General features: G+C 71.8%; 17 protein-coding genes, 2 tRNA genes and 1 pseudogene. 8 read left to right on the forward strand and 12 right to left on the reverse strand.

Going from position 1 to position 20,707, the window contains the following annotated elements; translation table 11 throughout:
* The first annotated feature begins 128 nt into the window (after nucleotides 1-128).
* Nucleotides 129-205 (forward strand) — tRNA-Met (locus ACKUB9_RS24240).
* A gap of 89 nt (nucleotides 206-294) precedes the next feature.
* On the opposite strand, the gene ACKUB9_RS24245 is transcribed toward ACKUB9_RS24240, so the two are convergent.
* From ACKUB9_RS24245 to ACKUB9_RS24275, 7 genes are all read right to left on the reverse strand, one after another.
* Nucleotides 295-1,050 carry a Phenylacetic acid catabolic protein gene (locus ACKUB9_RS24245; protein ID WP_407527839.1) on the reverse strand — a complete coding sequence of 252 codons (756 nt, stop codon included), beginning with the start codon at nucleotides 1,048-1,050 and terminating at the stop codon, nucleotides 295-297.
* Nucleotides 1,051-1,070: 20 nt separating this feature from the next.
* The gene (gene paaE / locus ACKUB9_RS24250) at nucleotides 1,071-2,147 is read right to left on the reverse strand and encodes a 1,2-phenylacetyl-CoA epoxidase subunit PaaE (RefSeq protein WP_407527842.1); all 1,077 of its coding nucleotides are present in this window, start codon (nucleotides 2,145-2,147) and stop codon (nucleotides 1,071-1,073) included.
* Between the two features lie 123 nt (nucleotides 2,148-2,270).
* The gene (gene paaD / locus ACKUB9_RS24255; protein ID WP_407527846.1) at nucleotides 2,271-2,795 is read right to left on the reverse strand and encodes a 1,2-phenylacetyl-CoA epoxidase subunit PaaD; all 525 of its coding nucleotides are present in this window, start codon (nucleotides 2,793-2,795) and stop codon (nucleotides 2,271-2,273) included.
* Nucleotides 2,796-2,801: 6 nt separating this feature from the next.
* The gene (gene paaC, locus ACKUB9_RS24260; RefSeq protein WP_407527849.1) at nucleotides 2,802-3,650 is read right to left on the reverse strand and encodes a 1,2-phenylacetyl-CoA epoxidase subunit PaaC; all 849 of its coding nucleotides are present in this window, start codon (nucleotides 3,648-3,650) and stop codon (nucleotides 2,802-2,804) included.
* Entirely contained in the window at nucleotides 3,650-3,934 is a 285-nt protein-coding gene (gene paaB, locus ACKUB9_RS24265) for a 1,2-phenylacetyl-CoA epoxidase subunit PaaB (RefSeq protein WP_407527852.1), read from the reverse strand. The genes paaC and paaB overlap by 1 nt, the downstream gene beginning before the upstream one ends.
* 64 nt (nucleotides 3,935-3,998) lie before the next feature.
* Nucleotides 3,999-5,000, reverse strand: a complete 1,002-nt coding sequence (paaA, locus tag ACKUB9_RS24270) for a 1,2-phenylacetyl-CoA epoxidase subunit PaaA (RefSeq protein WP_407527855.1) — start codon at nucleotides 4,998-5,000, stop codon at nucleotides 3,999-4,001.
* Between the two features lie 262 nt (nucleotides 5,001-5,262).
* Nucleotides 5,263-6,120 carry a PaaX family transcriptional regulator C-terminal domain-containing protein gene (locus ACKUB9_RS24275; protein WP_407528026.1) on the reverse strand — a complete coding sequence of 286 codons (858 nt, stop codon included), beginning with the start codon at nucleotides 6,118-6,120 and terminating at the stop codon, nucleotides 5,263-5,265.
* Nucleotides 6,121-6,434: 314 nt separating this feature from the next.
* On the opposite strand from ACKUB9_RS24275, the gene ACKUB9_RS24280 reads away from it, so the two are divergent.
* A tRNA-Arg gene (locus ACKUB9_RS24280) sits at nucleotides 6,435-6,511 on the forward strand.
* 20 nt (nucleotides 6,512-6,531) lie between these two features.
* Nucleotides 6,532-6,741 (forward strand): hypothetical protein, encoded by a 210-nt coding sequence (locus ACKUB9_RS24285; RefSeq protein ID WP_407527858.1) that lies wholly within the window; start codon nucleotides 6,532-6,534, stop codon nucleotides 6,739-6,741.
* Between the two features lie 67 nt (nucleotides 6,742-6,808).
* Here ACKUB9_RS24285 and ACKUB9_RS24290 read toward each other — a convergent pair whose 3' ends face one another.
* Together ACKUB9_RS24290 and ACKUB9_RS24295 are read right to left on the reverse strand one after the other, a co-directional pair.
* Nucleotides 6,809-7,156, reverse strand: a complete 348-nt coding sequence (locus ACKUB9_RS24290; RefSeq protein WP_407527860.1) for a hypothetical protein — start codon at nucleotides 7,154-7,156, stop codon at nucleotides 6,809-6,811.
* Nucleotides 7,157-7,215: 59 nt separating this feature from the next.
* On the reverse strand, nucleotides 7,216-8,181 hold the full coding sequence (locus tag ACKUB9_RS24295) for a GlxA family transcriptional regulator (RefSeq protein ID WP_407527863.1): 966 nt from the start codon (nucleotides 8,179-8,181) through the stop codon (nucleotides 7,216-7,218).
* Nucleotides 8,182-8,307: 126 nt separating this feature from the next.
* Between ACKUB9_RS24295 and ACKUB9_RS24300 the strand changes: the two genes are divergently transcribed.
* Both ACKUB9_RS24300 and ACKUB9_RS24305 read left to right on the forward strand, forming a co-directional pair.
* The gene (locus tag ACKUB9_RS24300) at nucleotides 8,308-8,985 is read left to right on the forward strand and encodes an HD domain-containing protein (protein ID WP_407528029.1); all 678 of its coding nucleotides are present in this window, start codon (nucleotides 8,308-8,310) and stop codon (nucleotides 8,983-8,985) included.
* Nucleotides 8,986-9,025: 40 nt separating this feature from the next.
* Complete coding sequence (locus ACKUB9_RS24305) at nucleotides 9,026-9,313, forward strand: hypothetical protein (RefSeq protein WP_407527865.1); 288 nt, start codon at nucleotides 9,026-9,028, stop codon at nucleotides 9,311-9,313.
* 191 nt (nucleotides 9,314-9,504) lie between these two features.
* On the opposite strand, the gene ACKUB9_RS24310 is transcribed toward ACKUB9_RS24305, so the two are convergent.
* On the reverse strand, nucleotides 9,505-14,913 hold the full coding sequence (locus tag ACKUB9_RS24310; protein ID WP_407527868.1) for an autotransporter domain-containing protein: 5,409 nt from the start codon (nucleotides 14,911-14,913) through the stop codon (nucleotides 9,505-9,507).
* A gap of 1,559 nt (nucleotides 14,914-16,472) precedes the next feature.
* Nucleotides 16,473-18,755: a beta strand repeat-containing protein gene (locus ACKUB9_RS24315; protein ID WP_410825936.1), complete on the reverse strand. Its 2,283-nt coding sequence runs from the start codon at nucleotides 18,753-18,755 to the stop codon at nucleotides 16,473-16,475.
* A gap of 125 nt (nucleotides 18,756-18,880) precedes the next feature.
* On the opposite strand from ACKUB9_RS24315, the gene ACKUB9_RS24320 reads away from it, so the two are divergent.
* Together ACKUB9_RS24320 and ACKUB9_RS24325 are read left to right on the forward strand one after the other, a co-directional pair.
* Complete coding sequence (locus ACKUB9_RS24320; protein ID WP_410825938.1) at nucleotides 18,881-19,294, forward strand: hypothetical protein; 414 nt, start codon at nucleotides 18,881-18,883, stop codon at nucleotides 19,292-19,294.
* Nucleotides 19,295-19,468: 174 nt separating this feature from the next.
* Nucleotides 19,469-19,690, forward strand: coding sequence for a hypothetical protein (locus ACKUB9_RS24325; RefSeq protein ID WP_410825940.1), 222 nt, complete (start codon nucleotides 19,469-19,471; stop codon nucleotides 19,688-19,690).
* On the opposite strand, the pseudogene ACKUB9_RS24330 reads toward ACKUB9_RS24325, so the two are convergent.
* Nucleotides 19,690-19,734, reverse strand: a pseudogene (locus ACKUB9_RS24330) (hypothetical protein); the annotation flags it as partial. The gene ACKUB9_RS24325 and the pseudogene ACKUB9_RS24330 sit on opposite strands and share 1 nt — an antisense overlap.
* Here ACKUB9_RS24330 and ACKUB9_RS24335 point away from each other — a divergent pair.
* Nucleotides 19,715-20,236, forward strand: coding sequence for a hypothetical protein (locus ACKUB9_RS24335; RefSeq protein WP_410825942.1), 522 nt, complete (start codon nucleotides 19,715-19,717; stop codon nucleotides 20,234-20,236). The pseudogene ACKUB9_RS24330 and the gene ACKUB9_RS24335 overlap by 20 nt on opposite strands.
* Nucleotides 20,237-20,707 lie beyond the last annotated feature (471 nt).

Consider the following 20,707-nt stretch of genomic DNA (forward strand, 5'->3'; position numbering starts at 1 on the left):
AAGGCACGGGAGAGTCGGTCACCGCCAGACCCGCCAAGCGCGCCGCCGCATGCATCCCTCAACTCACGATCCACACACGGCCGGATCCCGCACGGGATCCAGGCGCCGCCACGCCCGCCAGGGTCCGGCGCGGGGTGGAGCAGCCCGGTAGCTCGTCAGGCTCATAACCTGAAGGTCACAGGTTCAAATCCTGTCCCCGCAACCAACCATCACGACACACGACCACACACGACGAACCCCCGGCGCTCCGCGCGCGGGGGTTTTCTGGCGTTCAGGCCTCTGTGGCTCGGGATATCAGGCCAGACCCAATGGCGGCAGGAGAGCATCCATCTCCGCCGTCCAGGCGGCGGCGAGCTCTTCGTTCGTGCGGCGACGCAGGCCGAAGCGCTTGAGCGTCGCGAAGCGGGCCGAGCCCTCGCGGCCGAAGCTCGCGGCGACGCGCGGTCGCCAGAAGGCCACGCTCCGCCGCGCCGTCTCACGGCCCTCCTCGCTGGCGACGATCCGGTTCAGGCCCTCCTGCCCGAGTTCGGCATGCCGCGCCTCGCGCGGGGCGATCGCGCGAAAAACCTCCGCCAGCGGCGCGTAGGACAGGTGCGAGAATTCCTGCAGCTGGATGCCGACGGCCCGGCCCATCAGCACGTTCATGACCACGGCGTCGATCCAGCCCTGCAGCGGATAATGGAAGACGGCGAGGCGCATGTCCGTGCCGTGGCGCGCGGCGCCGAGATCGGCGTCGCGGTCGAGGCGGGCCGCCCAGGGATGGTGGACGGCGTAGCGCGCCGTGTCGGCCCCGAAGGTGCCCATCAGGTCGAGGACGCGCTCGGCGTGATCGGTTTTTTCCAGCACGATCCGCGAGGCCGAGATCCGCTCCTTGAGGCCCGGTGCGTCGTTGATCACCTCGGCGAATCCCGCCGACCCCGCCAGTTCGCTGTCGACGAAAGTGGCCATCAGCCGCAACAGCTCGCCCCGGTAGCGCGGCGGCGTGTTCGCGGGGTTCGTCAAGACGCCGCCCTGCGCGAGGTACTCCTCGATGTCCATCGTCTCCGACATGGCGCTTCCCCGCAGCGTTTTCATTGATCGTAACTCACGACCAGCTTGTCCGTCGTCGGATAGCATTGGCAGGTCAGAACGTAGCCCTGGCGCACCTCGTAGTCTTCGAGGGCGTGGTTCGTGATCATCTCGGCCTCGCCTTCCAGGACCTTGGCGCGGCAGGTCGAGCAGACCCCCGCCTTGCACGCGTACGGCGCGTCCATGTTGTTCGCGAGCGCCGCATCGAGCAGGCTCTCGCCCTGCTTCGGCATCCGGAACTGGCGCGTCGCGCCGTCGAGCGTCACCGTCGCCTCGCAATGCGCGTCCGAGGCCGAGGCCGCCGTCGCGGCGGCCCGTGCCTTGGCGCGGCCCGGCTGGCCCGAGGCGAACAGCTCGAACTTGATCTGCGCGTCCGACAGGCCGTGCTCCCGCAAGGAGGCCGCGATGGCCAGCATCATCGGCTCCGGCCCGCAGATGAAGGCCGTGTCGACCGACGTCACATCGACCCACAGCCGGAACAGCTCGGCGCACTTCGCGGCGTCGATGCGGCCCGTGAACAGATCGATGTCCTGCGTCTCGCTCTCCAAGACGTGAACGATCGACAATCGGCCGAGATAGGTGCTCTTGAGATCGTCCAGCTCCTCGCGGAACATGATCGAGGAGATCTGCCGGTTGGCGTAGACGAGCGTGAAGCGCGACTTCGGCTCGCGGACCAAAACCGTCTTCAGGATCGACAGCAGGGGCGTGATGCCGCTGCCGCCCGCGAAGCCGAGATAGTGCTTCGCGGCATCCGGCTCGAGGGCGGTGTGGAACGACCCCATCGGCGGCATCGCCTCCACGACGTCGCCGGGCTTCAGGTCCTGATTGGCCCAGGTCGAGAAGGCGCCGCCCTCGACGCGCTTGATGCCGACCCGCAGGGCGCCCTCGTCCCGGCCGGCGCAGATCGAGTATGAGCGGCGCAGCTCGACGCCGTCGAAGGCGCGCCGGAAGGTCAGGTACTGCCCCTGGGTGAACGCGAAGGCCGCCGCGTCGCCGTCGCGCGGCCTGAGGGTGACCACCACCGCGTCCCGGGTTTCGCGTCGGACGTCGGCGACGTCGAGGGAGTAGAAGCGCGCCATGGACCGCCAGCACCCGTAGGGTTAGAGCATTTTCCGACGAAGTGGATACCGGTTCGTCGCAGAAAATGCGGCAAGATCAAAGACCTAGAGCACTGCCCGATGGCAACGCGATCGGGCGGGGCTCTAGATGCACTTGAAGTAGTCGAAGGGTTCGAGGCAGTCCGTGCAGCGCCAGCTCGCCTTGCACGGCGTCGACCCGAAATGGCTGACCTGCTCGGTCCGGTTCGATCCGCAGCGCGGACAGGGAACGCAGAGGTTCGATCCCCCGGTCAGGCGACCGATCCGCCGCATCACGCGGCCATCCGCCGCCGTCCCGTCGATCGGCGGGGCGATGCCGTAGGCCCGCAACCGCTCCCGGGCCGCGGCATCGATCCAGTCGCTGGTCCAGGGCGGCGTCAGCGACCGCTCGATGCGCAGCTTCTCGATCCCGCGGCCGCGCAGGGCCTCCTCGATCGCGAGGTTGATCACCGATGTGGCGGGGCAGCCCGAATAGGTGGGCGTCACCGTCACCACCAGGGTGTCGTCCTCCCAGGCGAGGTCGCGGACGATCCCCAGATCGACGATCGAGATCACCGGGATCTCGGGATCCGGCACCTCCGCGAGCCAGCCCCGGATCGCACCGAGCTCGGGCAGGGCGTGAGCCTCCATGGCGCCCTACCAGGTCGCGCCGGGATAGGCGCGCTGGAGAAATTGCATCTCGGCCAGCATGCGGCCGAGATGCTCGGTGTGGATGCCCCGGCGACCGCCCTTGTGGGCGAACGACCCATCCGGGACCGTGAGCGTCGCCTCGGCCAGGATCGACCGGACCGTCGCGTCCCAGGCGGGGCGCAGGCTTGCCGGATCGGGCGCGATGCCGGCCTCCGCCAGGGCCGCATCCGTGGCGTCGGCCTCGAACATCTCGCCCGCATAGGCCCAGAGGCGGTCGAGGGCGCCCTGCATCCGGCGATGGCTCTCCTCGGTCCCGTCGCCCAGGCGCACGACGAGATCGGCCGTCTTCTCAAGGTGGTAATGCGCCTCCTTGACGGCCTTGGCGGCGATCTCGGCCACGCGCCCATCCGACGAGGCGGTCAGCGCCCGCAGCATCGCGACGTGCCAGGCGTCGAACAGGAACTGGCGCATGATCGTGTGGCCGAAATCACCGTTCGGCAGCTCGACCAGAAGGACGTTGCGGAAGTCCCAGACGTCGCGCAGGAAGGCGAGGTCGTCGGCGCTGCGCCCCCGTCCCTCGATCTCGCTGGCGAGCCCGAGCCAGAACTGGGTCTGCCCGATCAGGTCCAGGGCGACGTTGGCGACCCCGATATCCTCCTCCAGCACCGGCCCATGGCCGCACCATTCCGACAGGCGATGCCCGAGAACCAGGGTGTTGTCGCCCATCCGGACGAGGAATTCGAACAGCGCCGCGCGGGCGGGCTCGTGCGGCGGATCGGACGCCGGATGGGCCTCGGCCGCCGCTGCCGCGAGCGCGGCGGCGTCGGGCGTCATCACGTCGGGGAGGGACGGCATCACATGTGCCCCACGTCGCTCGGAATGTCGTAGAAGGTCGGGTGCCGGTAGACCTTGCTGTTGGACGGGTCGAAAAGCGGGCCCTTGTCGCTCGGGCTCGACGCCACGATGTCGCTCGACTTCACCGCCCAGATGCTCACGCCCTCGTTGCGGCGCGTGTAGACGTCGCGCGCGTTCTTGATGGCGAGTTCCGCGTCGGGCGCGTGCAGGCTGCCGACGTGGCGGTGGTTCAGGCCGTGCTGACCGCGGATGAAGATCTCCCACAACGGCCATTCGCCGGACATGCTCTGCCTCCCTGGATGCTGGCGTGACCGGGCGGCCGGCGGTCGGCCGCCCGGAGGAGCGGGGTCACTCGGCCGCGACGGCCATGGCGGAGCGGCGGGCGGCCTTGTCGGCATGGGCCTTGAGCCCGTCGCGGAACCACGCGCCGTCCTCCCAGGCCTTCACCCGGGCCCCGAGCCGCTCGCGGTTGCACGGCCCGTTGCCGGCGAGGACCGCGTAGAATTCGCTCCAGTCGGGCTCCGAGAAGTCGTAGCCGCCCTTCTCCTCGTTCCAGCGCAGGCCCTCATCGGGGACCGTCAGCCCGAGATGCTCGGCCTGCGGCACGGTCTGGTCGACGAACTTCTGGCGCAGCTCGTCGTTCGTGTTCATCTTGATCCTCCAGGCCATCGACTGCGCCGAATGGACCGAATCCTTGTCGGAGGGGCCGAACATCATCAGCGCCGGATACCAGAACCGGTTGAGCGCATCCTGCGCCATGTGCTTCTGGGCCGGCGTGCCGCGCGCCATCTTCATCATGATGTCGTAGCCCTGCCGCTGGTGGAAGCTCTCCTCCTTGCAGATCCGGATCATCGCCCGGCTGTACGGGCCGTAGGAGGTCCGCTGCAGCGGCACTTGGTTCATGATCGCCGCGCCGTCGACGAGCCAGCCCACCGCACCCATGTCGGCCCAGGTCAGGGTCGGATAGTTGAAGATCGACGAATACTTCATCTTGCCGGCGTGCAGCAGCTCCATCAGCTCGTCGCGGCTGACGCCGAGCGTCTCGGCGGCGCAGTAGAGGTAGAGCCCGTGGCCGGCCTCGTCCTGCACCTTGGCGAGCAGGATCGCCTTGCGCTCCAGCGTCGGGGCGCGGGTGATCCAGTTGCCCTCCGGCAATTGCCCGACGATCTCCGAATGGGCGTGCTGGCCGATCTGCCGGATCAGGGTCTTGCGGTAGCCCTCGGGCATCCACTCCTTCGGCTCGATCTTCTCGCCGCGGTCGATCCGCTCCTGAAAGGCGCGCTCCTCGGCCGACATCTCGTCGCGCCCGCGGAGATGCGTGCTGTCCGTCTTCACCAGCTGCGCATACATGCGAGATCCTCCCGTCAGGACACGTGCGAGGGGCGGTCCGGGCCTTGCCCGCGGCGCCGACCCGGTCCGGCAGGAGCCCGACAAGAGCCATCGTCCGGACGGCGTGGAGGCCGCGCGGACGAGGCGAGCCGGTCCCATCGCCCACTCCGATCGCCTGCACGACGGTCTACCACCGAAAGCATCACATCGCAACGCAGATTTGCTGCTTTCGTGTGATGTCTCGGCCCAGCTGGATCCGCCGGAAGCGGGGCATGCGGATCGCTCAGGCGCCGTCGCGGACCCGGGCGAGGGAGGCCGTCCGGCCGAGGATGTCGGGCGATTCTGCGGGCAGCAAGCCGTCGCCGGCGAGGAAGTGCTGCCCCACGTAGCGGTCGGCCGCGGGGGAGAGGCGCAGGTAGAGGTCGGCGAAAAGCCGGCCTGCGCGGTGCCCGCTCCAGTCGGGCGGCAGGGTGTCGGCGGGGAGGCGCGCGTCGCGCAGCGCCGCGGCGCGATAGGCGTGCACCAGCAGCAACCGGAGCTGCAGGGCCTGCGCGTCCGCCAGGCGAACGCCGTCCGCCAGCGCGGCGGCGAGCCCGGCGAAGGCCGCCAGGAAGGCGTCGTAGGCCGCACCGAAGGCGGCGAGGTCCCAGTGCGCGGCGACGAGGCGCCGCAGCATCGGCCCCGCCGCGGTGCGCGCGTCGAACGCGACGAGGGAGGGGTCGGCGGGCAGGTGGTGGGCCGGTCCGAGCAGCCAGTGCGGCCCGAGCCGGACGAAGCCCTGGCGCTCCAGCGCCGGTCCGGCCTCGCCCGTCTGATCCGCCCCGAGCCAGACGAAAAGCCACCCGGCCTCCGGCTGCGGGTCGAACAGGATCCTGGACGCCGACAGGAACTCGCGCCGCGCCGCGTCGGTGAGCTGGTAGAAGCTGCGCCGTCCCTGCCGCTCGCCGCTGAGCTGCCCCGCCGCGACGAGCCGGGACACGGCGGTCCGCACCAGCGTCTCGCTGATGCCGACCGTCCGGCAGGTCTCGATGATGTTGCCCATCCACAGGCGGCCGCCGCGCGGCTCCACCACGTCGCCGTAGAGGGTGACGATGAAGCTGCCCGAGCGCAGCGGGACGGCTTCGACGAGACGCGAGACCAGGGTTTTTCCGTCGCCCTCCGCAGAGGATCCGCGCGCGTCGCTCACACCACCCCCCGGTCCCGGGCGGGCGCGGCACCGCCATCGTCCGCCATCCCCGCTCCGTTCGGACCTCGACGGAAACGGAACGGGCACGGCCGCTTACGGCGAAACCGCAGGCCGCACAACCGGGTGAGATCCCGGTCGGAACCGGCGGCAGGATTCGCCGCGAGCCGCCATCGCGGCGCGCCTTTTCGGGCCTATCGCGAGACGATCCGGCCGGTCCGCAGAGCGCGGATGACAGGCTGCCGGGGGCCTGCTACCACCCAGACCGGTCGGGCCCCGTAGCTCAGCTGGATAGAGCAGCCGCCTTCTAAGCGGCAGGTCGCAGGTTCGAGCCCTGCCGGGGTCGCCAGCCTCATGCCCGCTCGGCCAATGGCCACGCTGGTCGACCTAGCCTCGACGGTGCTGGTGCTGAACGCCGACTCCGACGAGATCCGTGAGGAGGCGCGCTGGATCGCCCTGAACAACGCGCTCGGGCCCCGGATGCTGTGGGCCCTGAACCCCCTGGCCGGGCTCATCGTCGGTTCGGGCATCACCATCCTGGAGGTCATCATCGGGGACGTGACCACGTCCATGACCTAAAACTCCTGACACGGGCCACGGCGCCGAGCGGATGCCTCACAGAGAAGTGCCGCTCCCGGTGTCGACCTCAGCCGGCTTGCGCCCGGACGATCCAGCAAGCCGCGTCGAAGCGCGCCACCCCGCACGACAGGTATGGAGCGAAGGCTCGATCGAGGGCGGCGTCGACCATCCCGCGACGCCCGTCGTCGATGTCGGGCAGGATCATGCCGATCCGGCCCATGCGTCGGGCATGGACGGCGAGTTCCGCGCGGGTCAGCCGGCACGGGACGTCCAGCGGCCCGATGTTGATCCCGCGCCAGCCGCCGGCCTGCAGGATCCGCCGCCTGCGGACGATCGCGGCCGGGCGTGCCCGGCGTTCGGGGCGGCGGGACTGACCGCGGTCGGTTGCCAGCGGGACGAGCGTGTCGATCAGCACCTCTGGTTGACCGCGAGGTCATCGGCTTCCAGAACGTCTTGGCGCTGTCGATCGGCCAGTCAGGGGCGTGCGTGTCGACGCCGGTACTCGGCCGGGGTCGTGCCAACCCGACGCATGAACGCGCGCCGGAGTGTGTCGGCGTCGCGGAACCCGCATGCGCCGGCAACCTGCTTCAAAGCGGCATCCTCCGTTTCGAGGAGGCGGCGGACGGCCTCGATCCGAACGTTCTCGACATAGGCGGCAGGTGTGAGACCCGTCTCCGCCCGGAACAGGCGCGCGAAATGGCGCGGGCTCATCCCCGCCCGTTCGGCGAGACGGTCGACGCCGTGATCCTCGGCTGGATGGGTGGCCACCCAGCGCTGCACCCCCTGCAGGGCGGAGCGGCCGACCGGGGCGCTGACCCCTCGTCGGCTGAACTGCATCTGGCCACCGCCGCGCTTGAAGAACATGACCAGTTGGGCTGCCACCCGCCGTGCGATCTCGGCGCCAAGGTCCTCCTCCACGAGCGCCAGAGCGAGATCGAGTCCGGCCGTGACTCCGGCCGCGGTCCGCAGCGGGCCATCGAACAGGCAGATCGCGTCGGGTTCGACGGAGGCGCCCGGATACCGCTCGGCCAGTGCCTCCGCCACGGCCCAGTGTGTCGTGACCCGGCGGCCGTTGAGCAGGCCGGCTTGCCCGAGCAGGAAGGCCCCGCTGCAGACCGAGCCGTAGCGCCTGCAGCGCTCCGCGGTCCGTCGAAGCCACTCCAGCAGATCGGCCCGGACCTCCAAGTCGAGGATCCGGGGAGCACCCGCGACCAGGAGTGTATCGAAGGAGGTCGGTCCAGGCTCGGGCACAACCAGATCGACGACCAAGCCACACCCGGACGATGTGGTTATGCAACCGGGTACCGTTCCGACGATGCTGAGGTCGTAGACGTCTCGGCCGCTCTGGGCGTTCGCCTCGGCGAAGACGTCGAGTGGACCAGCCACATCCAGGAGCTGAACACCGGGAAGGGCGAGGACTGCGACGGGTCGAGGTGCCATGCGCGCTCCGTGGCTGAAGATGCGCGTACGATGGCAGAAATCGTCGTGATCAGACGATTGATGCCATCGGACAAGGCCCGTAGCTCATCGAGGCACCCAGCGCAAAGGAGATCGGCCATGAGCCCCATGAGCATCCAGTCCGAAGCCGCCATCCCCGACAGCGCCATCGCCCGGGCGATCACCGAGTTCGTCCGCGACACCGAGACCGAATTGCTCTTCAACCATTCGAGCCGCGTCTATCACTTCGGCGCGCTCGCCGGTGTCCGTCGTGGCCTGACCTTCGACCGCGAGCTGCTCTACGCGGGAGCCATGTTCCACGACCTCGGCCTGATGCCGGATCACAGCAGCGCAAGGGAGCGCTTCGAGGTGGATGGCGCCAACGCGGCTCGCGATTTCCTCAAGGCGCATGGCGTGCCGGAGGCGGACGTCTACACCGTCTGGACGGCCATCGCGCTCCACACCACGCCTGGCATTCCGGTCCACATGCATCCGGTGGTCGCGCTGGTCACGGCCGGCGTCGAGATGGACGTGCTGGGCCTGACCTATGGCGAGTATACCGACGCCGAGCGCGAGGCTGTCGTCTCGGCCTTCCCCCGCACGCCGGACTTCAAGGAGGACATCATCCAGGCCTTCTACGACGGCATCAGGCACAAGCCCGACACCACGTTCGGCAACGTCAAGGCCGACGTGATCGCCGACAAGGAGCCGGGCTTCCGCAAAGGGAACTTCTGCAGCGTGATCCGCGCCTCGCGCTGGCCGGGCGGCGCCCATGCACAGGGTTGCGGAGGCGGGCAGCACGACTGAACGGCTCTTCCGCTCGACGGGCCGACGCGATCGCCCGCTCGTGTGGCTGCTCGTGCAACCGCTCGCGGCACCGGATGCGAACGTCGGGGCTGTGGTGACACCCGTCGAGCAGGATGACACCGCCGCGCGGGCCGTCACGGGTCTGGCTCCCCGCTTCACGGCGCTGGTGGGCACCGCAGGCAGGAGCGTGACCGTCGCGGGCGCTCTGGCTGAGAACGTCGCTGCAAATATCGTCCCTTGGATCGCCCAGGCACGGGCCTGCAGCGCGCTCGCCATCGCGACGTTCACTTCGGGACTGGACGGGGCGCTGCCCTCCGGGCTGCCCTGACGGAGCCCTGGCATAGCGGTCAGGCCGAAGGCCGGATCAACCGGCTCAAGCTCATCCAGCGCCCATGCTGCGGACGGGCAGGCCTCGATCTCCTCAAACGCCGCATGGTCCTCGCCGCCTGATCCACGCAACGTGAGCAGGACCCACAAGACCGGGGCAATCCCGATCTCTCGGTCCCGTCGCGCCCGCCCTCACCAGCGATAGAGGAACCCGCCCTTGACGCCGTGCACCTGCGTGCGGTCGGCGCCGACTTGGCCGGTATAGGCGATCGACAGCGTCGCTGTCGGCGCCACCTGCCAATCGAGGCCGGCCTGCGCCACCATGGCATCGCGCGCCACCGGGACGCCGGCCGTCAGGAAGGTCTGACCGGTCGCACCGAAGCGCGACAGGGTCGAGGGCACCACGTCGCCGTAGGCGCGACGGTAGCCGACGCGCCCGCGCACGAAGATCGGTGTGGCCGAGCCGAGGAGCGCACCGATCTGACCCTGAGCCTGGACGCCCACCGTCGCGGTGGCGATGTCGTCGTCCTGCCGCCGGCCGGTCAGGGCCGCCGCGCCGCCGCGCTCGGTGAAGCCGTCGCGGCCGAGCCGGATCGCGGCGCCGCCCAGGAAGGGCTCGACGTAGCCCGTGCCGGAACCGATGCGGTAGCCGACCTCGCCGAACAGCTGACCGAGCGAGCCGCCGTAGCGGGCCGAGGCGTTCTCCGAGAAGCCGGGAAACAGCACCGCGCGGCTGGTGGCGAGGCTCGAGCCGGCATAGGCGCCGCCGAGGCGCAGCTGGATCGGACCCAGGCTGCCGCCGGCATAGAGAGCGCCGTAGCCGCTCTCGACCGTGCCGCTGGAGTGGCGGGCGGTCACGTCGAGGGTGGTGAAGGTGTAGCCGCCGGCCACGCCGATGCGCCAGTTCTCGTCGAAGCGGGTCTCGGCGCCGAGCACGAAACCCGAGGTCTGCTGGTCGAGCCGCGCGGCGTTGCCGTCGCCGCCGAACGCGCCGAACGCCCCGAAGGCCTGGCCCCAGGCCGCCACCGGGCTCGGGGCGGCGAGCTGCGCGGTGACCGGCGACACGGCCGGGGCGCGGCCGGGCAGGTCGGCGGAGTCGACCGACGGCAGGGTGGTGCCGGGCGCGAAGCGCTGGCCGATGCCCTCCGCTCCGCGGCCGCCGAAGCTCGGGGCGTCGCCGAAGCGCAGGCGGTCGAGGATCGCCTCGCGCACGAGGGAGCCCGTCGCGAACTGGCTCGTCACCGCGCCCGCGTGGATCTCGCCCGAGAGCGCATCGAAGGCTTGGCGGGCTTGCGCGGCCGAGAGCACGGCGATCCCATCATGGAGCCGGCTGCCGGCACCCAGTGCCTGCGCCGCCGCGGCGACGCCGCCCTGGTTGCGCGTGGCCGCGGCGGCACGGAAGCGCAGGTCGTTGCGGCCCAGCGTCAGGTAGGCATCGTTGGCATCGTAGCTCAGGGACGGCGTGAGGAAGGCGAAGTTCGCGGTGACGCCCGCGAACCGCCCGGTCACGCCGCCGGCGGCCGAGAGGATGGTGTAGCGCGTGCGCGGCGCGTAGGCCCCCGTGCCGGCGGTGACCTGCACGGTCCCGCCCTGCAGCGTCGCGGTCCCCGTGGCGGCGATGCGGTCGGACTGGCCGGCGGCCGTGGCGTCGACTTGGTACAGCGACCGGTTCGCGAACAGCACGTTGCCGTTGACGCTCAGCGTGCCGAGGTTGCCCGCAGCGGTGCCGGCGCCCGGGCTGACCATCGCCCCGGCCTGGACCGTCAGCCCGCCGATCCGACCGCCGCCGCCGAGGCTGGCGCCGTTCGTCACGGTGACGGGCGAGGCGGCGAGACTGCCGTTGACGACGAGCCCGCCCGCCGCGACCGTCGTCGGCCCCGAGAGGGTGCCGGTGCCGGTGGTGGTGAGCGTGCCCGCCCCCTGCTTGGTGAAGCGGCTGGTGCCGGCGAGGGCGCTGCCGAGGGTGGCATCGCCGGCCTGGTCGACGATCAGGTCGCTGTTGGCCGTCACCGGTCCGCTGCCGAGGCCCGCCGCCGAGGCGATGAGCGTCCCGCCGTTGATGGTGATGCCCCCGGTGGAGGTGTTGGTGCCGGTCAGGGTCAGGCTGCCGCTGCCGTTCTTGACGAGCGAGGTCGCGACGGCGCCGTCGACGATGCTGCCGGCATAGACCGTCGCGCTGTCGTCGCCGTTCGTGGCCAGCGTGCCGTTGCGCAGGACCGCCGTCGTGCTGGTGCCCGAGAGCGCGCCGATGGCGAAGGTGGTGCCCCCGAGATCGAGCGTGCCGTCGTTGACGAAGGTGGTCACGCCGGTGAGCGGGCCGGCGACGGTGAAGCGCGCTCCCGTTCCGTTCGAGACCGCGCCGGCGATCCGGCCGGACGCCAGGACGGTACCGGTGTTGGCGACGCCGCCGTCGACCACGCCGGAGGTGACGAGCGTCCCGGCATTGGCGAACGGGCCGGTGGCCGTCGTCCAAGTGCCGGTGTTGCTCACGCGGCCGCTGGCCTCGTTGCGGCCGTCGCCGCGCCACTGGCCCGCATTGGTCACGCCGCCGGTGTTGGCCGTGAGAGTGCCGGTCCAGACGCCGGTAGCGCGGTTGGCGATGGTGCCGGAGGCGGTGTTGCCGATGTCGGCGTTGTAGGCGCCGTCGTTCGCCACGCTGCCGCTGTTGGCGAGCGCGTCGGTGATCGTGCCGCCCTGCGCCACCGCGATCGAGCCGGAATTGACGATTCCGGCCGGGGCCGTGAGGCTGCCGCCCGGTGCGACGGTGAGGCTGCCGGCGTTGGTGAGCAGGCCGGCGAGGCTGTAGATACCGGTTCCGGTGACCGCGAGGGTCGCGCCGCCGGCGTTCGTGAAGGTGCCGTTGCTGCTCACCTGACCGGTGACCGCGACGGTCCCGGCGTTGTTGGCGATGGTGCCGTCGATGCGGCCTGCCGCGGCCGTCACCGTGCCGGTGTTGGTCAGGCCGCCGCCGACGCTGCCGGCGTTGGTGAAGGTCGCGGCGTTGCTCACCGAGCCGGCGAGACCGCCGGTGTTGACGAGCGTGCCGGCCTGCACCGTGGTCGGGCCGGTGAAGCTGTTCGTCCCCGAGAGCGTCAGGGTGCCGGTGCCGGCCTTGGTCAGCCCGCCCGTGCCCGAGAGCGTGCCCGCGTAGGTCGTGCTGGCGTTGCCGCCGCCGGTGGTGAGGGTGGCCGAACCCAGCGTGACGCTGCCGGCACCGGCCAGCGAGGCCACGCTCTGGTCGAGGCCGTTCAGGTCCATCCGGGCGCCGCTGGCGATCGTCACGGCGGAGGCCGCCGAGAAGGCGTTCGCCGCGCCCGCCCGCAGCGTGCCGCCGGTGATCGTGGTGGCGCCGGTATAGGTGCTGGCGCCCGACAGCGTCAGGGTGCCGGAGCCGAACTTGGTCAGGCCGGCCACCCCCTGCAGCGGGCTGGCGATGCTCGCCGCGACGCCGCTGTCTACCGTGATCGAGGCGGCCGTGCTGCCGCTGAGGCCGCTGTCGGCGACCAGAGCGAGCGCGCCGCCGGACAGCGCGTAGCCGCTGGTGCGGAACTGCAGCGCCTGGACGCCCTGGGTGCCCGACACCGTCACCGCGCCGCCGGCCGCGCCGGCGAACACCCCGGCCTGCGAGCGCCACTGATCGTTGGTCGCCCCGTCCACCGTGGTCCAGTTGGTGCTGGTGGCGTTCCACGTGCCTGCGCCGCCGTTCACGACGCCGTTGGCCGACAGGTTCGCCCCGTCCCAGAACTGTACCCGCTGGCCGTTGCCGGCGAGCAGCACGTCGTACCGCGAGGGCGCGGTGCCGCCGTTGGTGACGATCTGCGTGACGTCGGCCGTCGCGTTCGCCCCGCCGTTGGTGACCGTGCCGAAGCGCCCGGCGCCGGTCGTGCCGGCCACCTCGAACAGGGTGTAGGAGCCGCTGGCGATCCGCCCGCCGGCGACCGTCTGCAGCGCCAGGGTGCTGGCGTCGTCGATCGAGAGATTGCCGCCGACCGTGACGAGGTCGTTGGCCGGCCCCCCGACCGCGCCCGGCGCGCCGAGATCGAAGCGCGCGGTCGATCCGGCGGCGATCGTGTAGTTGCCGCCGATCCTGAGGGTGCCGACCGCGCCGCCGGTGCCTGCCGCGACGGTGCCGTTGGAGACGACGCTGCCCGCGACGGTGCCCGAGCCGGTCAGGGTGCCGGCGGCGCCGACGGTCAGGGTCGCCGCGTTGGCGGCCGTGTCGCCGAACGTGCCCTCGATGCGCAGGGTGCCGCCGTTCACGGCCGCCGCGCCGGTGTACTGCGCACCGGCGGCGTTGGCGCCCGTCAGGGTCTGCACGCCGGAGCCCGCCTTGGTGACGGCTCCCGCGCCGGTGATGCGCCCGGCATAGGCGGTGTCGCCGACGCCGCCGCCGAGGGCGAGGGTGCCGGCATTGGCCAGGGTCGCGCCGGCCGTGGTGCCCGCGAGGCCGCCGGCCGCGAGCGTGGTGCCCGCGGCGGTCGCGACCCCGGCCGCAGCCGTCGAGTCGTTCGTCAGCACGGTGATGCCGGTGAGGCTGCCCGCGGCGACGGCGAGCGTGGCCGTGCCGGCGTTCGCGAAGGTGCTGCTGGCGCTCACCGCACCGCCGACCGTGAAGGCGCCGGCATTGTTGGCGATGGCGCCGGTGAAGGCGCCGCCATTGGCGACGATCGTCGCCGCGTTGGTGGTGCCGCCGTTGGTGGCACCGGCCGTCTGCGTATAGGTGCCGGTCGTGTTGGTCAGGCCGCCGGAGAGGGTCCCGCTGTTGGTGAAGGTCGCGGCGTTGCTGACGCGGCCCGTGATCGTGCCGGAATTCGCGCCGGTCGCGGCGTTGACCACGCCGCCGTTGACGGTGCCGGCATTGGTGAAGCCGGCGTTGTTCGCGACCGTCGCGGCGACGCTCGCGCCGGCGAGGATCGCGAGGGTGCCGGCGTCGATGCGCGTTCCGCCGGCATAGGTGTTGGCGCCGCCGAGGTTCAGCGTGCCGGCGCCGAGCTTCAGCAGGCCGGCAGTGCCGGTGATCGGCAGATTGATACTGGCCGTGTTTCCGGGATCGACCGTGACGGAGCCGAAGGCCCGGTCGGCCGCCGCTGCGAACGGGTTGCCGACGAGGTTGAGGCTGCCACCCGCGCCGGCGGTGAGGGTGTAGAGGTTGTCGGAGAAGCGCAGCGACTGGACGCTCTGGGCACCCTCGACCGTGACGGTCCTGGCGACGGCGGCATTGTTGGGGGTGCCGGTGCCGAACACGCCGGCTTGGCTGCGCCAGCGGTCGTTGACCGTGCCGGCGGCCGGATCGTCGGCCCAGTTGGTGTTGGTGGCGTTCCAGGTGCCCGCGCCGCCCTGCGCGCCGGCCCAGTACTGGGTGATCCGGTCCGCGCCGAACACGCGCACGTTGATGCCGTTGCCGGCCGCGTAGAGCTCGGCGGAGCCGGCGTTGGCGCCGGTGACCGTGGTGCTGAAGTTCGAGACCGCGCCGGCCAGCGTGCCGTAGGTGAAGATCCGGTAGAGGCCGGAGGCCGGCGTGCCGCCGGCGGTGGTCTTCCTCGGCGACAGCCGCGCGGGCACGCTGACCGTCGCGTCCGGCGGCACCGTGACGAGCGCCACCGGCGTCCTCGGCAACAACGCCGGCTCGGCCGGGACGGCTCGGCGACCAACACGCTGATCTTCGATGGCGGCACCCTGCAGGCGGGCGGGACGATCACCTCGCCGGCCCCGCGCGGGGTGAGCCTGACCGCGGGCACGACGGGCACGATCGACACGAACGGCAACACCGTCTCGATCGCGGGCGCGATCGACGCCGACGCAACCGGCGTGCTGGGCAAGACCGGCACCGGACCATTGACCTTGGCCGGGGCCATGACAGGCGGCGCGCTGATCGCGAACCAGGGCACGCTTCGCCTGGACACCACCGGCAGGCTCGACACCGCCGGCGTGGCGAACCTCGTGCCGGGAGCGGCGGGGGGCCGGGCCCAGGCCGCCGCCCTCGTGAAGGCGGGGGCGATCTTCGGCAACACCGGCACGATCACCGCCGGCAACCAGGGTGTGGCCCTGCAGGGCGGCACGTTCAACAACGCCGGCAGCGTCACCGCGGCCAACCAGAGCGGCGCCTTCGCGCTCGCCGGCCCGGTCACGATCACCAACATCGGTCCCGGCGCCTCGATCGGCGGCGCCAACGGCATCGACGCCGACCTGACGACCGCCGACGGAATCACCATCACCGGCAACGGCGCGTATACGGGCACCGGCGGTTTCGGCATCCGGGCGGGCAGCCGGGGCGGCGATATCACCCTCGGCACCACGAGCGCCGGCGCAGCGCTCGGCACCGTCTCGGGCGCGACCGTGGCGATCCAGGCGGCCACCAGCGGGACCGGTGCGATCAGCATCGTCGCCGGCGGCCCTGTCACCAGCACCACGGCCGACGCGATCCGGGCCACGACCGCGGGCACCGGGGCGGTGACGGTGACGGCCGGGCCGATCACCACACCGAACGGTTCGGGTATCGTGGCGACGGCCGCGAGCGGGGCGGTCGCCGTCACCGCCACCGGCGGCATCACGGCCGGCGGCGCCGGCCATGCCGGCGTGTTCCTGACCTCCGCGAACACCGCCAACACCGTGGCGGTCGGCCCCGGACAGGTCGTCCAGGGCGCGATCGGCCTGCGCGTGGCCGGCGTCGGCACCACGACGCTCGCGAGCAGCGGCACCCTCGCCAGCACGGCAGCGGGTGGCAACGCCGTCCAGATCGACGGCGGCACCCTGGTGATCGGCAACAGCGCCGGCGCCTTCACCGGCAACCTGAACGTCGCCAGCGCCGCTGCGAGCGGCGCCAATGGTCCGAGCGTGCTCGCCATCGACCGCAGCGGAGATCTCACGCTGGCCAACGCCGTCACGGGCGCCGGCACGCTGAACAAGCGCGGCACGGGCCTGCTCAGCCTCACCGGCACGAACGGCGCAGGCTCGGGCCAGTTCACCGGCACGGCCAACGTCAGCGCCGGCACCCTCGCGGTGAACGGGGTCTTCGGCGACACCGCCGACGGCCGCGCGCTGGTGAACGTCGACACCGGCGGCACGCTGCACGGCACCGGCACCCTCGCCGGCACGGTTGTCGTGAACACCGGCGGCACCGTCTCGGCGGGCAACTCGCCGGGCACGCTGACCGTGACGAACTACACCGCCAACGGCGGCGGCACGCTGTTCGAGCTGAACCAGCCGAACGTGACCGGCAACACCGTCAACGACCTCATCGCCGTCTCCAACACGCTGACCATCAACGCCGGCTCGCCGCTCACACTCCAGACGTTGCCGCTGTTGGCCCAGGTCGAGCCCGCGCCCGTCACCATGACCGCCGCCGTGCTGCTGGCGGCGTCGACGAAGCCCGAGAGGTTCGACAGGCGGCCGCCCCCCTGCAGCTGCAGGATGCCGCCGCTCACGATCGCGTTGCGGTCGAAGGTGCCCTGGCCCGTCACCGTCCAGGTGCCCGTCCCGTCCTTGACGAGGTTGTAGAGGTTGCCGGCCGCGGTGCCGGACAGGGTGCCGGCGCCCGTCCCCCCGAGCGCCAGGCTCTCGCTGAACCCGCCGGTCCCCGCGCCCGCGATCGACCCCGACAGGGTCAGGGTGCCCGCGTCGGCGTTGATCCGGGCGTCGTCCGTCAGGGTGATCGTCCCGGCGTAGCTCTTGGCGCCCGAGGTGCCGCGCAGTGCGCCCCCGTTGCCCACCCCGGTGCCGGCGAGCGACAGCGGCTCGGCCCCCACCGCGATCCCGCCCTGCAGCTCCAGCACCGCCCCCGACGACACCGCCGTGCCCGCCGCCGTCGCGCCGAGTGCCGCGGCGTTGCGGATGTTGAGCACGCCGCCGGTGATCGTCGTGGCGCCGGTGTAGGTGTTGGCGCCGGTCAGGACCGTGGTGCCGGCGAGCTGTCGCACGCTGCCGGCGCCGGTGATCACGGGCGCGAAGGTCACGGCCGAGCCGTCCGGGTTGCCGGTGTGGTTGAACACCAGCGTGCCGGTGTCCGCGCCGAACGACACCCGACCCGCCTGAAGGGTGCCGGCGGCGGCGGGCGCCTGGCCGGCGGCGGCGCCGATGGTCAGGGTTCCGGTCGAGACGGTCAGGGCGGCGACCGTCACCGTGCCGGTGCCGCCGAAGGCCGACACCGTGCCGCCGTCGGCGATCGTCAGCGTGCCGGTGCCCACATTGCCGACGGTGACGTCGCGGGTGCTGCTCCAGGTGGAGCCCGCCCCGGTCACCGTCACCGTCCCGCGCGCACCGGGATTGTTGCCGAGGACGCCGACCGTGTTCGACACGCGACCGCCGTCCTGGACGATGAGCGTGCCCGTGCCCTGGTTGCCGACATAGAGGGTGGCGCTGTTGGCCCAGGACGAGCCCGCCCCGGTCACCGTCGCGGTCCCGGTCGAGCCGGCGCCGTTGCCGATGAACCCCGTGGTGCTCGTCACGGAGCCGTTGTCCCCGACGGTGAGCGTGGCCGTGCCCGAGACGCCGATCTGGAGGAGGCTGCCGTTGGTCCAGGACGAGCCCGCCCCGGTCACCGTCACCGTCCCGCGCGCGCCGAAATCGTAGCCGAGGAAAGCGCCGAGGGTGTTCGACATGCGGCCGCCGGCCGCGACGGTGAGCGTGCCCGTGCCCTGGTTGCCGACATAGAGGCTGCCGGTGCTGGTCAAGGCCGAGCCCGTTCCCGTCACCGTCGCGGTCCCGGTCGAACCGGCGCCGAAGCCGAGATAGGCCCTGGCGGCCGACACGCTGCCGCCGGCCGCGACGGTGAGCGTGCCCGTGCCCGTGCCCGCGCTGCCGACGGTGAGGTAGCGCGTGCTGCTCCACGTCGAGCCCGTCCCCGTCACCACGGCCGTCCCCGCCGTGCCGGCGCCGGAGCCGAGGACGCCGTTGAGGTTCGACAGCGTGCCGCCCCTCTGCAGCCGCAGGGTGCCGCCGCTCACGGTCGCGTCGCCGACGAACGTGCCCTGGCCCGTCACCGTCCAGGTGCCCGTCCCGTCCTTGGCGAGGGCGGTCAGCGTGCCGGCTGTGCCGGACAGGATGCCGTCGCCTGCTCCGCCGAGCGTCAGGCTGCGGCTGCCGCCGCTGCCGGCGATCGCCCCCGACAGAGTCAGCGTGCCCGCGTCGGCGTTGATCCGGGCGTCGTCCGCCAGGGTGATCGTCCCGGCGTAGCTGTTGGCGCCAGAGGCGCCGCGCAGCGCACCCCCGTTCCCCACCCCCGTGCCGGCGAGCGACAGCGGCTCGGCCCCCACCGCGATCCCGCCCTGCAGTTCCAGAGCCGCCCCCGACGACACCGCCGTGCCCGCCACCGTCGCGCCGAGTGCCGCGGCGTTGCGGATGTTGAGCACGCCGCCGGTGATCGTCGTGGCGCCGGTGTAGGTGTTGGCGCCCGTCAGGACCTGGGTGCCACCGGTCAGCGTCAGCCCGCCGGTACCGGAGATCACCCCGCCGTAGCTGGTCGAACCGGCCGTGATGGTCAGGGTCTGCGCNCGTCAGGACCTGGGTGCCACCGGTCAGCGTCAGCCCGCCGGTACCGGAGATCACCCCGCCGTAGCTGGTCGAACCGGCCGTGATGGTCAGGGTCTGCGCGCCCAGCGCCGTGCCGCCGATGCCCGACAGGGTGGTGATGGCGGTGCCGGCCGTGGTGGCGGAGATGTCGAAGGTGCCGTTGTTGATCACGCCGCCGGACTGGCTGATGGAACCCAGGCCCGACAGGTTCAGCGCGGCGCCGGGGCTGATCCCGGTCTGGCCGCTGAAGCCATTGACGCCCGACAGGGTGGTGACGCCCGTGCCTCCCGATCCATTGTTGAACGTGACCGCCCCGGCACCGTTGATCTGGCCGGCGAAGGAACCGCCATTGATCGTGGTGGTGGCACCCGCCGCGTTGGTCAGCACGCCACCCGTGGTGGCGGTCCCGCCCTGCAGGTTGCGAATCGTCGTGTTGAAGCCGTTGAGGTCGAGCGTCCCACCGTCGTCGATCTGATGGGTGGGAGAGATGAAGGACGGGACATTGGCAAACGCACTGTTCCCAGCCCGCAATACCCCGCCGGCGATCTCGTAGGTCTGATTGACATGCAATCCGTAATTACTCGCCGCCAATACGATCGTTCCGGTATTCGCTGCCGACCCGAAAATGATTCGTGGAGCAGACGCGCCGATGAAGTTGCCCGTCAGCGTCGCGGTCGTGCCGGTGGCGGCTCCGATGCGTGAGGCGGTCGTGCCGTTCAGGATGATGAGGTTCGTCAGCTCTCCGGTCCGAGCCAGTTCGAGTGCGGCGTTGCCGACCGTGATGGCGCCGGTGCCGGCCGCGTCGATCGTGTTGTTCGTCACGTGGCCGAGCCGCAGCGTCCCGGCCGAGACTGTCGTGCCTCCGGTGTAGGTGTTGGCACCGGACAGCGTCAGGGTGTCGGCACTGTTCTGGATGAGGCCGCCCCCGCCCGTGATGACGTTGGCCAGCGTCGATCCGCCCGTGGCCGCGTTGATCTGCAGCGTGCCGGCCTGGATCGCGAGGTTGCCGTTGATCGTGCCCCCGAGGTTGAGCACGTTGGTGCCGCCGAGCAGGGTCGCGGCGTTGCCCATCGTCGAGCCGGCGCCGCCCTGGAGGGTGCCGTCGGTCAAGGTGATCGTGACGCCGGTTCCCACGACGGCCGCGCCGCCGGCTCCCTGCCTGCCGGCGGTGCCGTTCGCGCCGCCGGCTCCGCCCGCGCCGCCGGCCCCGCCCGTCAATCGGCTGCCGCCTGTCAGAACGAGCGTCCCGCCCGCCGACATCACGACGGCGCCGCCGCCGTCACCGCCATCGCCGCCGAACGAGCCGACGCCACCGCCGGCTGCGCCGCCCGTACCGCCAGTCCCACCCGACATGATCGCGGGAAAGCCGGACAAACCAAAAGTGACGGTTGCGTTCGCGCCAGTCGTCAGGAGGTAGTTCGCGCCACTGCCGCCGCCGCCGCCACTGCCCGTCCCGTCGCCCGCGCCTCCGGTTCCCCCTCGACCCACAGAACTCGTGAAGTCGCCGCTGAAGATCGAGCCGGCCTGGTTGAAATAACTCGCGCCCGCGCCACCGCCGCCACCGCCGCCATTCGAATTCACGATGGCCGCCGTTCCCGGATTTCCATTGATGGCCGTAGCGCTGTTGCCACCGCCGTTCACCACCCCGCCGCCGGCGGCTCCGCCCGATCCCTTGCCGCCGGCGCCGCCGTTCTGCCCGGTTCCGCCGCCGCCGCCGCCGGCACCCGTCCCCGTCGCGTCACCTCCGGACCCGCCGGTCCCCGTCGTCGCGTTCTGCCCGGCCGTCCCGCCGCCAGGTCCGCCCCCGACCCCACCGCCGGCCGAAGCCGTGTCCAGCGGCGCGACGACGATCAGCGCCGCGGAGACCCCCGTCAGCGACCGGCGCAAG

The sequence above is a fragment of the Methylobacterium oryzisoli genome, from assembly GCF_046557895.1.
In the GTDB taxonomy this organism is placed as follows: Bacteria; Pseudomonadota; Alphaproteobacteria; order Rhizobiales; family Beijerinckiaceae; genus Methylobacterium; species Methylobacterium oryzisoli.

What these genes read in the sequence shown, in the direction of transcription:
- ACKUB9_RS24245 (WP_407527839.1), bottom strand. Translation starts at nt 1,050, where the DNA reads ATGTCGGAGACGATGGACATCGAGGAGTACCTCGCGCAGGGCGGCGTC.
- paaE (WP_407527842.1), bottom strand. Translation starts at nt 2,147, where the DNA reads ATGGCGCGCTTCTACTCCCTCGACGTCGCCGACGTCCGACGCGAAACC.
- paaD (WP_407527846.1), bottom strand. Translation starts at nt 2,795, where the DNA reads ATGGAGGCTCACGCCCTGCCCGAGCTCGGTGCGATCCGGGGCTGGCTC.
- paaC (WP_407527849.1), bottom strand. Translation starts at nt 3,650, where the DNA reads ATGCCGTCCCTCCCCGACGTGATGACGCCCGACGCCGCCGCGCTCGCG.
- paaB (WP_407527852.1), bottom strand. Translation starts at nt 3,934, where the DNA reads ATGTCCGGCGAATGGCCGTTGTGGGAGATCTTCATCCGCGGTCAGCAC.
- paaA (WP_407527855.1), bottom strand. Translation starts at nt 5,000, where the DNA reads ATGTATGCGCAGCTGGTGAAGACGGACAGCACGCATCTCCGCGGGCGC.
- ACKUB9_RS24285 (WP_407527858.1), top strand. Translation starts at nt 6,532, where the DNA reads ATGGCCACGCTGGTCGACCTAGCCTCGACGGTGCTGGTGCTGAACGCC.
- ACKUB9_RS24295 (WP_407527863.1), bottom strand. Translation starts at nt 8,181, where the DNA reads ATGGCACCTCGACCCGTCGCAGTCCTCGCCCTTCCCGGTGTTCAGCTC.
- ACKUB9_RS24300 (WP_407528029.1), top strand. Translation starts at nt 8,308, where the DNA reads ATGAGCATCCAGTCCGAAGCCGCCATCCCCGACAGCGCCATCGCCCGG.
- ACKUB9_RS24325 (WP_410825940.1), top strand. Translation starts at nt 19,469, where the DNA reads ATGAAGTTGCCCGTCAGCGTCGCGGTCGTGCCGGTGGCGGCTCCGATG.